Annotated in this window: 7 protein-coding genes and 1 pseudogene (1 of these 8 running past the window's edge); 5 read left to right on the top strand and 3 right to left on the bottom strand. The window is 59.4% G+C overall.

What is annotated here, in order from left to right:
- Positions 1-22: 22 nt before the first annotated feature.
- Entirely contained in the window at positions 23-2455 is a 2433-nt protein-coding gene (locus tag EC836_RS09080; RefSeq protein WP_123332275.1) for a DUF3772 domain-containing protein, read from the bottom strand.
- Between the two features lie 194 nt (positions 2456-2649).
- On the opposite strand from EC836_RS09080, the gene EC836_RS09075 reads away from it, so the two are divergent.
- Positions 2650-3195, top strand: coding sequence for a GNAT family N-acetyltransferase (locus EC836_RS09075; RefSeq protein WP_123332273.1), 546 nt, complete (start codon positions 2650-2652; stop codon positions 3193-3195).
- A gap of 25 nt (positions 3196-3220) precedes the next feature.
- Here the strand turns inward: EC836_RS09075 and pbpG are convergent, their stop codons facing one another.
- Together pbpG and EC836_RS09065 are read right to left on the bottom strand one after the other, a co-directional pair.
- The gene (gene pbpG, locus EC836_RS09070) at positions 3221-4171 is read right to left on the bottom strand and encodes a D-alanyl-D-alanine endopeptidase (protein WP_123332271.1); all 951 of its coding nucleotides are present in this window, start codon (positions 4169-4171) and stop codon (positions 3221-3223) included.
- A 179-nt stretch (positions 4172-4350) separates the two neighbouring features.
- The gene (locus EC836_RS09065; protein WP_123332269.1) at positions 4351-4938 is read right to left on the bottom strand and encodes a Yip1 family protein; all 588 of its coding nucleotides are present in this window, start codon (positions 4936-4938) and stop codon (positions 4351-4353) included.
- Positions 4939-5159: 221 nt separating this feature from the next.
- Between EC836_RS09065 and EC836_RS09060 the strand changes: the two genes are divergently transcribed.
- The 4 genes and pseudogenes from EC836_RS09060 to EC836_RS09050 all read left to right on the top strand — a co-directional run.
- Positions 5160-5729 (top strand): DedA family protein, encoded by a 570-nt coding sequence (locus EC836_RS09060; protein WP_123332267.1) that lies wholly within the window; start codon positions 5160-5162, stop codon positions 5727-5729.
- An 863-nt stretch (positions 5730-6592) separates the two neighbouring features.
- On the top strand, positions 6593-7006 hold the full coding sequence (locus EC836_RS24600) for a hypothetical protein (RefSeq protein WP_148050361.1): 414 nt from the start codon (positions 6593-6595) through the stop codon (positions 7004-7006).
- Positions 7007-7531: 525 nt separating this feature from the next.
- A pseudogene (locus EC836_RS25075) lies at positions 7532-7717 on the top strand (BapA prefix-like domain-containing protein); the annotation flags it as partial.
- Positions 7718-8507: 790 nt separating this feature from the next.
- Positions 8508-14558, top strand: partial view of an Ig-like domain-containing protein gene (locus tag EC836_RS09050; protein ID WP_158612775.1) — the 5' portion only. 3894 nt of this gene lie beyond the right edge of the window; the window shows 6051 of its 9945 coding nt (coding positions 1-6051); the start codon lies at positions 8508-8510; its stop codon lies off the right edge, out of view.

Genomic DNA, 14558 nt, shown 5'->3' with positions numbered 1-14558 from the left:
TCCACCGGCGGCGCTAAAGCCTTTACTCCGGCGCATCCTCCAGAATCACCTTGCCGTTTTTCCGTTCAAGAATCATCGTCTGCGGTGCAGACAGCGCCACGCCTTCCTTACGCAGTCGGGTCAGAATATCAAACAGCAGATCGCTTTTCGCCCCGCTCACCTGACGCGGGCTGGCGACGTTGCCGGTAACGGACAGCACAATACCGGTCGAGGTCAGATCTTTAAACGATACCGACGGCTCTGGAGTTTCCAGAATGCGTTCATTATCGTTGTAAACGTCCAGCAGCAGCTGGCGCACCTGCTGCGGGTCGATATCCAGCGGGAAGGTCAGCGTGATGGTCGCCACCCCCTGCGCATTGCCCATGGTGGCGTTACGCACGTTCTGCGAAATCAGCTGCGAGTTCGGCACGATCACCGTTGATTTATCGCTGAGCTGGATCTCGGTGGCACGCACGTTAATGCGGCGGATATCGCCCTCAATGCCGCTGATACTGACCAGATCGCCGACTTTTACCGGGCGTTCGGTCAGCAGGATCAGGCCGGAGATAAAGTTCTTCACAATCTCCTGTAAACCGAAACCGATACCGACCGACAGGGCGCTGACGATCCAGGCCAGCTTGTTCCACTGCACGCCCATAATCGACAGCGTCATCAGGATCACCAGCACAAAGCCGATGTTGCTGAACAGGGTAATCAGCGAAACGCGCATCCCCTTGTCCATGGTGGTTTTCGGCAGGAACTCGTTTTCCAGCCAGCGCTTTACCGAGCGCAGCACCCAGATGCCGACCGCCAGGCACACCAGCGCGTTTACCACGTGCGCCGGAACGATATTCATCGACTCCAGGCCTTTACCGCCCCAGAACTCGATTGCCTTCTGCACCAGCTCAATCGGCGTTGCGCTGCCGAATGTGCCGTTCAGCAACGCCATCGCCGCCGCCAGCAGCAGCAGCGTTTTACCAATCGCACCGAGCAGGGTAGCAACCTGACCAAGATGGCGCTCATCCACGTTGAGCGAGGCCTGGATGCGCTTGCCGGAGGCGTTGTTGGTGGAGAACAGACTTTCACAGGCATCCGTCACCAGCTGGCTGAAGATATAGAACAGGCCAAAGACGATGCCCATCCAGATCAGTTCATAAGCCAGGAATCGTGCCAGGGTAATGTAGCCAATCACCAGCGCAATCATGATGGCAAAGCCAATCAGCGTCAGCGCCATTTGAATCAGCCCAACCAGCGTCGATCTCGCCTCCGGCTGATGGCCCTCCTGAATCATCCGGCGGCGCACGCGGTTGGTGCGCATGCTGATTGACAGCGCGGTCGCGCCGATAAGCAGCGCGGTCATGCCGTTGGCAAAAATCGTCGTGGCAACGCTGGTATTCGCGCTGCTGTTGAAGTTCTCAACCATCTGGAAAATAAACACCAGCGCGGCGGTCAGCGGCGGATAGGGCTTCAACGCCATCGCCACTTCATTAGAAATCTGCGGCAGCCGCCAGGACGGGCGGCGGGTGGAGAGGAAAGCGCGCCCCAGGCCCGCGATCAGGCCGCAGAAAATACTCAGGCCAACCAGTTTGTCAGCGAAAACACGAACGTCATCCACCACGTCATCGTGGCGGGTAAAGGCCAGATCGAGGAAGTTAAACGCCAGCACCACCGCGGCCAGCGTGGTTAACGCCGTGGCGGCGGCGAGGAAGCTGCGGCGCAGTCGTCCTTCCGGCAGATGATGAATACCCACCCAGGCCAGGAACTGTTCCAGATAACGACGGCCCAGCGTTGCAACCAGGCCTGCGGCCAGGATCCAGCCGACGGTGCCAAACACCCAGCCCGGCTCAAAAGAGAGCGATGCGGCGGTTTTCAGCTCATCGATAAAGTCGCTGATTTTTTCACTGTCGCCACTTTGCGTATTCGACAGCGGCGCCCAGAAGCGCGGCCCGAAAATACTGCCGGCGTTCAGCGCCAGCTGCGTTTTCAGCGCATCGCGGCGCAGGTTAACAATCTGAGCGGAAAGATTGATTGACCCGGATTTGATCGCTTCGGCCTGCTTGATCTGGTCGTCGGTTTTGTTTTTCTGGCTTTCCAGCTTGCTGCGTTTGGTGGTGACTTCGCTGGTTTCCTTCACGCCGCTGTCCGCCGCCGGAGCCGGACCCAGTACCGCCAGCTGCGCCTGCAGCTGCGCGCGCTGAGGGATCAGCCCCTGAATCAGCGCATCGGCATCGCCGGACAGCTCCAGCGCCAGGTCATTAAGCGCATTCAGGCGAGTATCGTTGGTCTCGCCGGATACCTGCTGCTTTATTTTGTCGAGCACCTTCTGCATCTTAGGCAGCTCAACGGCAGCATTGACCTTGATCGGCGCATCAGCATTTTGCTGAGCGCTGTCGCTGTCGGCCGCCTGCACCCACTGCGGCGACAGCGCCACCAGTGCCAACAGACACACCCGAAGAAAAGTTAACATGCCTGACATGAACGAAGTTCCTGATAAAAAAGAGAGGGCACCGGACGGTGCCGGATGAATATCGCGGCATAGTTTATGCCTTTGCCGTGGGCCGCACTATAAGATTTGCGATAGAAAAAAAAAGTCTCAGCCATAAGAATAATCTATGGTGTTTTACCGTGAGCCGCATGGCAAATTAGAAAGAAAAAACACAAGGAATAGTCATGGTTAGCCCCGCATCTGACGTCCGCATCCGCGACGCAGAAGAAGCCGATTTCGATATCATCACCCGCATCTATAGCTGGCACGTCCTGCACGGCTGTGGCTCGTTCGAAGAAACGCCACCCGACGTCAATGAAATGACCGAACGTTTCCGCAAGGTTCGCGTCTTCGGCCTGCCCTGGCTGGTCGCGCTGGTTGATAATGAAGTGGTGGGCTACTGCTACGCTACACAGTATCGCCCCCGCCCTGCCTATCGCTACACCATTGAAGATTCCATTTATCTGGCACCCGACGCGGGCGGCAAAGGCATTGGCAGCGTGCTGATGACGGCGATGATTGCCCGCTGTCAGCAGGGGCCGTGGCGGCAAATGCTGGCGATTGTCGGCAACGGAGAACGCAACGCCGGTTCGCTGAACCTGCATAAAAAAATGGGTTTCGAAACGGTGGGCAATTTCCGCAATGTGGGATTCAAACACGGCGAATGGCGGGATACGCTGCTGATGCAGCTGGCGCTACAGCCGAATGCGGCAGAGGTGCCGGAAAGTTAATCCCTTCCGGCACGCTTTGAGCGGGTTACTCCACCGCGCTGTCGTCAGCCACGGCGTTGCTGGCAACCTGAGCGGCCTTCTGCTTTTTATAGCTGAGCGCGGCGGCAGGCACCGGGGAGATTTTCCCGGTTTCGATCCAGCTGCGCAGGCGGTTAGCATCGGCAAAGTGCGTGTACTTACCGAAGGCATCCAACACCACCAGTGAAACCGGCCGCTTGTTAATCACCGTGCGCATCACCAGGCAGTGCCCGGCCTGATTGGTGAAACCGGTTTTGGTCAGCTGAATATTCCAGTCCGGGCGGTACACCAGGTGGTTGGTGTTGCGGAAAGGCAGCGTATAGTTCGGATGGCGGAAGGTGGCCATATCCTCGCGGGTGGTACTTAACTCACCCAGCAGCGGGTAGCGCTTACTGGCGATCAGCAGTTTGGTCAGATCGCGCGCGGTCGACACGTTGTGAATCGACAGCCCGGTTGGCTCCACGTAGCGCGTGTTGCTCATGCCCAGCGAACGCGCCTTGGCGTTCATTGCGCGAATAAAGGCATCGTATCCGCCCGGATAATGATGTGCCAGACTCGCCGCCGCGCGGTTTTCCGAAGACATCAGCGCAAGCAGCATCATATCCTTACGGCTGATTTCACTGTTGAGCCGCACGCGCGAATAAATGCCACGCATTTCCGGAGTCTGACTGATATCCACGCTGAGGATCTCATCCATCGGCAGATGCGCATCCAGCACCACCATCACCGTCATCAGCTTGGTGATCGAGGCAATCGGACGCACCAGGTCAGGATGGTTCGCGTAGATAATTTTTTGGGTGTCCATATCAACAATCATCGCACTACCGGAGGCAATTTCCGGCTGCGCCGCGCCTGCGGTTTCAGATTGAGGAGTTCGGGCATTGGCCTGATTAACGAGTAGCGGGCCGGAAAACAGCAGGGCCAAACTCAAAAGAGATAAACGGATTTTTGCAGGCATCAGTTCGGAACTTAACGGCTAGTGATTCAGGTGTGGTAACCACACGCCGCCACCCGCAGAAACGGAGAATACGCGAGGGCTGGCTCGCGCATAATACGCTGTAAAGCAGATATTTTCCTACCGATTATTCGTTTCCAGGCGTTTCCAGATCGCCACCGGTTTCCCGGTGGCGCAGGCCGTTAAAACAGGCGATAGCCGTAGCCCCACATCAGGACCGTCATCGCCAGCAGCACTTCAAGAACCAGGATGCCAATCGCCAGCGTCGAACCTGAAATACGCAGGCTTTCATCGCGATCGATATTCAGGAACTGAGGGATGCCGATGTAAAGCAGATAGCCGGTATAGACCAGTGCCAGGGCACCGACCAGCACGCACAGCCAGACTAGCGGATACAGCGCGACCAGCCCGCTGAGAAACAGCGGTGTAGCAATGTATCCGGCGAATACCATGCAGCTGCTAAGCTGCGGCCGCTGCGGATAGTCACGCGCCATCCACCAGATCACCCGCCCCATCACCGCAACCCCGCCGAGGATCACCGCATAGAACACAATCGCCAGCACGAAGGCACTGAATAGCGACAGCGGAATGGTCTGGCCCACGCCAATATCCCAGCCGATCTGCGTGGTGCCAATAAAGGCACAGACCACCGGGATCAGCGCCATCAGTAAAACATGGTGAGTGTAATGGTGGGAGAGCGTTTCGTTCTCCCGCTTAATATCCCGCATCTCACGGTCAGGATGCGCAAGAAGTCCCCATACGTGGTTCATATCTTCACTCCTCACAACGTCTGGCCGCCCGTGGGTTCTGTCTTAAGCGGCAACATGTTTAGTATATGCGCTCCTTCATCGTTTGCTTTTTACTCAGCCATGCCGTCGAGCTAACGCTCTCTTTTCTCATTGAAAATAAATTGGGGGACTTTCTGCAGGCTGCGGGATCGGTCACAAAACGCTAAACTAAGCCGATATGAATCAATCTAAGGGGAACGATTTTGCCTGCTGATGTGAATGCGCTGATTACGGAATATGGCTATTGGGCACTGTTTATTGGCTGCCTGGCGGAAGGGGAAACCTTTACCCTGCTGGGCGGCGTTGCCGCTCATGAAGGACTCTTGCACTACGGCTGGGTGCTGCTGGTGACGGCATGCGGCGGTATTCTGGGTGATACCGCGCTGTTTTTTCTGGGTCGATACTACGGCACCAGCATTCTGCAACGTTTTAAAAAGCATGAGGACAAAATTGCCTCGGCGAATCAGCTGATCCGCAAACGACCCGTACTCTTCGTTATCGGCGTGCGCTTTATGTACGGCCTGCGCATTATTGGACCAATCATCATCGGTGCCAGCCGCCTGCGCCCCGCGACCTTTCTGCTGCTCAACGTGATCGGCGCACTGCTGTGGGCCACGCTGTTTGTCACGCTCGGCTATCTGGGAGGACAGGTGATTGCCCCGTGGCTGCACGCACTCGACCATCACATCAAGCAGCTGGTCTGGCTGCTGCTGGCGATTGCCCTGGTCTGGGGAGCCCGTTTTGCGTTCCGCCGCTATAAGCGCAGCAGATAAAACTTCGCCCTTATCCTGCGGGATGCACGTCCCTTATCCTGTGGGGTGCAAAACCATCATCCCGAAGCTAGCCCTTAAGCCCCTCCCCCACCGCGAGTGGCAGGATGTGAGACATCGCACCGCCTGCCTCGCTTTATGTCATTGAATAGACGATTCCTTCTCATTGATAACATTAACTGATGGTCATTTGCTATCTCAGAGAATCAGTCACATAAAAAAGCATAGAAATAATGAAAAAATATTTCTTAACTTTCCCAGAGATAGTCTATGTAAACTAATGAGTCAGATTCGCAACAGACCGTACCAACGTTGATTTTTCAGTATTTTTACAAGAAACGGCAAATTATTGTGATCTTCATCACAATTTTAAATAAAAAACACGATAAGTTTTTTAATGATTTTACGAATAAATCACACTTTTCACGCTTCTGATGTATAAAAAGAAATCAATAATTACACTTTCAAACAACAGCAAGCCTTATCAATCAGTGTCAGACTCAGAATATTCGCATTCTAATTGACGTAAGCCCCACACTCATAAATTAATCTAATTAAAAAAAACCATTTCAATTCATGATGTTATCAAGATGTGACAATTCACCGTCACTGGTAATGCCATTAAGTGGGACTTATCTTAATTTTAGATAGCCAGTGGTTACCATATGAAATCATCCAATAGGGAAAAACTATCAAAAAGCACTCAATCATACATTCAAACCAATTTCAATTAACTGAATTAACACACTAAGCTCCATTTTAGCTAGAGATCGGTGTTCTCAGGTCGTGGAGATGATTTCAAATTGAGTGATGCACAGCTAATGATGAAGAGCTTTAACCTATTGATGGCGTTAAAGGACTGCAGTATGAAAGTACATCGTGTTGACTATCGGTTAGTCCCTGGCCTTACTCATGCTATGGCAGGTGCACTACTTTCCCGCAAATGTTCAACACAGACACTTTCTTCACCCTCCTTCATTGGCCTGGCGATCGATCCTGACGATCGCACCTGTCCTCGTTTCATCGCGCAGAGAACATCGCTGGATATCGATTTTCCCTTTCAATCCGAAAAGCAGGTTGACCTAAGCAAGCGTGTTGAAGCTGGCCCACGGGTTCAATGCCGTGTTCTTAATCTCAACTTCATCCTACGCAACGGATATTGTCGGTTAGCGGCGGTTGCCGCTACGGCAGGAAAATATGTGAAGTCCGGCAGGATATATTTCAGGATGCCAGGGAATTATGTGATCGTTGGCAAACTATTTTGCCATTCCCTTATTTAATTACGGGTTTATTAATCCCGTGAATAATTAGGCCTGTGCTGACTGAATGAATGAAATATTCCAGCTTTGCAGGGAGGAGAATTCCCCCCTGCCGTTACGAGGTGCCCAGCTGGTAGTGATATTAATGATATCAATATCGGAAAATCACCTCTGATAATAATAATCCAGGGTAATCAACTGGATAATAAAACTATTTTTATGCCCCTTATTCAGGGGGGCATCGTCTTGGCCGTTTGTCAGATTACTCATTGTTAATTAGTGGATTCATGCCGCTTTAAAACGCGTGAACCTCAAGAACAAGAAATAAATCTGATAGCCCGGCAACAGACCTGCCGCACTGAAATGCACGTCATTAAGGCCCGCATAAAACTTCCGCGCCAGAAGCAGTAAGCAGTTGAAATAAGAAGGGAATAAGCTCCAAAGGTGCTTGCTACAACTTCTATTAATTACGTATCAAATTAGTAAACGATTTGGCAACGCTCTGGGGCCTTGCCAAATGCTCAATCCTCATGGGAGTGCAAGTTTATGAATAACATAGCTGTAACCGTAAAGGACGGCGGAGCAACCTCCAGCGTATCAGCTGATCGGGTTAATCTGACCAGGCCTAGCGTAGTAAAGCTACAACTGGAGCGCAGCGACATCGCTGCAACAACACGCTCCGGGAATGATTTGATCGTTACGTTACACTCTGGCGAAAAAGTCGTACTCCAGAATTTCTATGTGGCCGATGCACAGGGCCACACCAGTGATTTAGTCCTGGAAGATGGTCAGGGCGCCCTGTGGTGGGTGCAAGATCCCGCCACCGGCTTCCATTTTGAATCTATTGCCGATATCGACGGCTTATTGCTGGGCGGTTCGGAACCAAGTTATGCGGCTGGGCTGGCATTTGCTGGCGCCGGCCTGCTTGGCTTAGGAGCAATGTTCCTGGGCGTAAGCGACGACGATCACCACAATAACGACGACAGCGATTCAGATTCCGACAGCGATTCTGACTCCGACAGTGATTCTGATGCCGACGCGGATGCCGATGCGGACGCCGATTCAGACTCCGACAGTGACTCTGATTCCGACAGTGACTCTGATTCCGACAGCGACTCTGATTCCGACAGTGACTCCGACTCCGACAGTGACTCCGATTCCGACAGCGATTCAGACTCCGACAGTGACTCCGATTCCGACAGCGATTCAGACTCCGACAGTGACTCCGATTCCGACAGCGATTCAGATTCCGACAGTGATGCTGACGCCGATGCGGATGCGGATGCCGATGCTGACGCCGATGCCGATGCCGATGCGGATGCTGACGCCGATGCCGATGCCGATGCCGATGCCGATGCGGATGCGGATGCTGACGCCGATGCCGACGCCGATGCCGACGCCGACGCGGATGCCGACGCCGATGCCGATGCCGACGCCGACGCCGATGCCGATGCCGATGCCGATGCCGACGCCGATGCGGATGCCGATGCCGATGCCGATGCGGATGCCGACGCGGATGCCGATGCTGACGCCGATGCTGACGCCGATGCTGACGCCGATGCCGATGCGGATGCTGACGCCGATGCCGATGCCGACGCCGATGCGGATGCCGATGCCGACGCGGATGCTGACGCCGATGCCGATGCCGATGCCGATGCTGACGCCGACGCCGATGCGGATGCCGACGCCGATGCCGATGCGGACGCCGATGCGGACGCCGATGCTGACGCCGACGCCGATGCGGATGCCGATGCGGATGCCGACGCCGATGCGGATGCCGACGCCGATGCGGATGCGGATGCTGATGCCGATGCCGACGCGGATGCCGATGCCGATGCCGATGCCGATGCCGACGCCGATGCGGATGCGGACGCCGATGCGGATGCGGATGCGGATGCGGATGCGGATGCGGATGCGGATGCTGATGCCGATGCGGATGCTGACGCGGATGCCGATGCGGATGCCGATGCGGATGCTGATGCGGATGCCGATGCCGACGCGGATGCTGACGCCGATGCCGATGCTGACGCCGATGCCGATGCCGATGCTGACGCCGATGCGCGATGCGGATGCTGATGCGGATGCCGATGCCGACGCGGATGCTGACGCCGATGCCGATGCTGACGCCGATGCCGATGCCGATGCTGACGCCGATGCCGATGCGGATGCGGATGCTGATGCGGATGCCGATGCCGACGCGGATGCTGACGCCGATGCCGATGCTGACGCCGATGCCGATGCCGATGCTGACGCCGATGCCGATGCCGACGCGGATGCCGATGCCGATGCGGATGCCGACGCCGACGCTGATGCCGACGCCGATGCCGATGCCGATGCCGATGCTGACGCCGATGCCGATGCGGATGCGGATGCCGACGCGGATGCGGATGCTGACGCCGATGCCGACGCGGATGCGGATGCCGATGCCGATGCCGATGCCGACGCGGATGCTGACGCCGATGCCGATGCCGATGCCGATGCGGACGCCGATGCCGATGCGGACGCCGATGCCGATGCGGATGCCGATGCCGACGCGGATGCGGATGCCGATGCCGATGCGGATGCCGATGCGGATGCCGATGCCGACGCGGATGCTGACGCCGACGCCGATGCGGATGCGGATGCTGACGCCGATGCCGATGCCGATGCCGATGCCGATGCCGACGCGGATGCCGATGCGGATGCCGATGCCGACGCGGATGCGGATGCTGACGCCGATGCCGACGCGGATGCGGATGCCGACGCGGATGCGGATGCTGACGCCGATGCCGATGCTGACGCCGATGCCGATGCGGATGCCGACGCGGATGCGGATGCTGACGCCGATGCTGACGCCGATGCGGATGCGGATGCCGACGCGGATGCGGATGCTGACGCCGATGCTGACGCCGATGCCGACGCGGATGCGGATGCTGACGCCGATGCCGACGCGGATGCGGATGCGGATGCTGACGCCGATGCCGACGCGGATGCGGATGCTGACGCCGATGCGGATGCCGATGCCGATGCTGACGCCGATGCGGATGCTGACGCCGATGCCGACGCGGATGCCGACGCGGATGCGGATGCTGACGCCGATGCTGACGCCGATGCGGATGCGGATGCCGACGCGGATGCGGATGCTGACGCCGATGCTGACGCCGATGCCGACGCGGATGCGGATGCTGACGCCGATGCCGACGCGGATGCGGATGCGGATGCTGACGCCGATGCCGACGCGGATGCGGATGCTGACGCCGATGCGGATGCCGATGCCGATGCTGACGCCGATGCGGATGCTGACGCCGATGCCGACGCGGATGCCGACGCCGACGCCGACGCCGATGCCGACGCCGATGCCGACGCCGACGCCGATGCGGATGCCGATGCCGATGCGGATGCCGATGCTGACGCCGATGCCGACGCGGATGCGGATGCGGATGCGGATGCGGATGCGGATGCGGATGCTGACGCCGATGCGGATGCGGATGCCGATGCCGATGCTGATGCGGATGCCGATGCCGATGCCGATGCTGATGCGGATGCCGATGCGGATGCCGATGCCGATGCCGATGCGGATGCCGACGCGGATGCGGATGCTGACGCCGATGCGGATGCAGATGCGGATGCGGATGCGGATGCCGATGCGGATGGCGATGCCGATGCGGATGCCGACGCGGATGCTGATGCCGACGCCGATGCGGATGCCGATGCTGACGCCGATGCCGATGCGGATGCCGACGCGGATGCCGATGCGGATGCGGATGCGGATGCCGATGCTGATGCCGACGCCGATGCGGATGCGGATGCTGACGCCGATGCGGATGCTGACGCCGATGCGGATGCTGACGCCGATGCCGATGCCGATGCCGATGCAGATGCCGATGCGGACGCCGATGCCGACGCCGATGCGGATGCGGACGCCGATGCGGATGCCGATGCGGATGCCGATGCGGATGCCGATGCGGATGCGGATGCGGATGCTGACGCCGACGCCGATGCGGATGCGGATGCTGACGCCGATGCCGACGCCGATGCCGATGCCGACGCCGACGCCGATGCGGATGCGGATGCTGACGCCGATGCCGATGCCGACGCGGATGCCGACGCGGATGCCGATGCGGACGCCGATGCGGACGCCGACGCCGATGCCGATGCCGATGCCGATGCCGATGCCGATGCCGACGCCGATGCGGATGCTGATGCCGATGCCGATGCGGATGCCGACGCCGATGCCGATGCCGATGCCGATGCTGACGCCGATGCTGACGCCGACGCCGATGCCGATGCGGATGCGGATGCGGACGCCGACGCCGATGCGGATGCGGATGCCGATGCGGATGCCGATGCTGACGCCGATGCTGACGCCGATGCCGATGCGGATGCGGACGCCGATGCGGATGCTGACGCCGATGCGGATGCCGATGCGGATGCGGACGCCGACGCCGATGCGGATGCGGATGCTGACGCCGACGCCGATGCGGATGCGGATGCCGATGCCGATGCCGACGCCGATGCGGATGCTGATGCCGATGCGGATGCCGATGCGGATGCCGATGCGGATGCCGATGCCGATGCTGACGCCGATGCGGATGCGGATGCGGATGCTGACGCCGACGCGGATGCGGATGCCGATGCCGATGCCGACGCCGATGCGGATGCTGATGCCGATGCGGATGCCGATGCGGATGCCGATGCGGATGCCGACGCCGATGCGGATGCCGATGCCGATGCCGATGCCGATGCTGACGCCGATGCGGATGCCGATGCGGATGCCGATGCCGATGCTGACGCCGATGCGGATGCCGATGCGGATGCTGACGCCGATGCGGATGCGGATGCCGATGCCGATGCGGATGCGGATGCGGATGCTGACGCCGATGCGGATGCCGATGCCGATGCGGATGCTGACGCCGATGCCGATGCCGACGCCGATGCGGATGCCGATGCCGATGCGGATGCTGATGCCGACGCCGATGCTGACGCCGATGCTGACGCCGATGCCGATGCAGATGCCGATGCGGATGCTGACGCCGATGCGGATGCGGATGCGGATGCGGATGCGGACGCCGATGCGGATGCGGATGCCGATGCCGATGCTGATGCTGATGCCGATGCTGATGCTGACGCCGATGCGGACGCCGATGCTGATGCTGACGCCGATGCGGACGCCGATGCTGATGCCGATGCCGATGCCGATGCCGATGCTGATGCCGATGCGGATGCCGACGCCGATGCGGATGCGGATGCGGATGCGGATGCGGATGCGGATGCCGACGCGGATGCCGATGCGGATGCTGACGCCGACGCCGATGCGGATGCCGATGCGGATGCCGATGCTGACGCCGATGCGGATGCGGATGCCGATGCCGATGCCGATGCGGATGCGGATGCCGACGCGGATGCCGACGCGGATGCGGATGCGGATGCGGATGCGGATGCGGATGCGGATGCGGATGCGGATGCCGATGCGGACGCCGATGCCGATGCGGATGCTGACGCCGATGCGGATGCGGACGCCGATGCCGACGCCGATGCGGATGCGGATGCGGATGCGGATGCTGACGCCGATGCGGATGCTGATGCCGACGCGGATGCCGATGCCGATGCGGATGCAGACGCCGATGCGGATGCTGACGCCGATGCTGATGCCGATGCCGATGCCGATGCGGATGCCGATGCGGATGCTGACGCCGATGCCGATGCCGATGCCGATGCCGATGCCGATGCGGATGCCGACGCCGATGCGGACGCGGATGCGGATGCGGATGCTGACGCGGATGCCGATGCCGACGCGGACGCCGATGCGGATGCGGATGCGGATGCTGATGCCGATGCCGACGCCGACGCGGATGCCGACGCGGATGCGGATGCTGACGCCGACGCCGATGCCGACGCGGATGCTGACGCCGATGCCGACGCGGACGCCGATGCCGATGCTGACGCCGACGCGGATGCGGATGCGGATGCGGACGTAGACGCCCCGGATGCACCAGAAGGTTTGGTGGTTTCTGATGACGGTCTGAGCATCACCGGTACCGGTGAACCAGGTGCAACCGTGACCGTTCGTGATGCCGATGGCAATGTGATCAGCGTACCGGGCGCAGTCGTTGCAGCAGATGGAACCTTTACCGTCGATCTGACCACTCCACAGACCAACGGCGAAACACTCGCGGTCACGCTGACCGATGCAGCCAATAATGAGTCACTTCCTACCGATGTGAAGGCAGGCGATACCACGCCTCCGGCCCCGGTTGACGATCTGGACGTGGCGGCTGATGGCCTGACCATCACCGGCACCGGTGAACCAGGTGCCTCCATCACCGTGCGTAATGCTGATGGCATCGTGATCAGCGTTGCTGGCGCAGTGGTTGCAGCGGATGGCAGCTTCACCGTGAACCTGAGCACCGCGCAGACCAACGGTCAGGAACTCTCCGTGACCCAGACCGACGAGGACGGTAACACCTCCACCCCGGTTACCGTTGACGCGGGCGACACAACGCCTCCGGCACCGGTTGACGACCTGAGCGTGGCGGCTGACGGCCTGACCATCACCGGTACTGGTGAACCTGGCGCAAGCATTACCGTGCGCGATGCCGACGGCAACGTGATCAGCCTGCCGGGCACCGTCGTGGCAGCGGATGGCAGCTTCACCGTCACCCTGGGAACCGCACAGACCAACGGTCAGGAACTCTCCGTGACCCAGACCGATGGCGGCAACAACACCTCCACGCCGGTTACCGTTGACGCGGGCGACACCACGCCTCCGGCACCGGTTGACGACCTGAGCGTGGCGGCTGACGGCCTGACCATCACCGGTACCGGCGAACCAGGTTCCTCCATCACCGTTCGCGATGTCGACGGCAACGTGATCAGCCTGCCTGGCACCATCGTGGCGGCAGACGGCAGCTTCACCGTCACCCTGAACATCGCGCAGACCAACGGTCAGGAACTCTCCGTGACCCAGACCGACGGCGGCAACAACACCTCCACCCCGGTCACCGTTGATGCGGGCGACACCACGCCTCCGGCACCGGTTGACGATCTGGACGTGGCGGCTGACGGCCTGACCATCACCGGTACTGGTGAACCTGGCGCAAGCATTACCGTGCGCGATGCCGACGGCAACGTGATCAGCCTGCCAGGCACCGTCGTGGCAGCGGATGGCAGCTTCACCGTCACCCTGAGCACCGCGCAGACCAACGGTCAGGAACTCTCCGTGACCCAGACCGATGGCGGCAACAACACCTCCACCCCGGTTACCGTTGACGCGGGCGATACCACGCCTCCGGCACCGGTTGACGACCTGAGCGTGGCGGCTGACGGCCTGACCATCACCGGCACCGGCGAACCAGGTTCCTCCATCACCGTACGCGATGTCGACGGCAACGTGATCAGCCTGCCTGGCACCATCGTGGCGGCAGACGGCAGCTTCACCGTTAATCTGAGCACTGCCCAGACCAATGGAGAAACACTCTCCGTCACCCAGACCGACGGTGGCAACAACACCTCCACCCCGGTTACCGTTGACGCGGGCGATACCACGCCTCCGGCACCGGTTGACGACCTGAGCGTGGCGGCTGACGGCCTGACC

Origin of the sequence: Erwinia sp. JUb26, from assembly GCF_003751505.1 — a bacterium.
In the GTDB taxonomy this organism is placed as follows: Bacteria; Pseudomonadota; Gammaproteobacteria; order Enterobacterales; family Enterobacteriaceae; genus Erwinia.
This window is presented reverse-complemented; position numbering and strand designations above follow the sequence as displayed.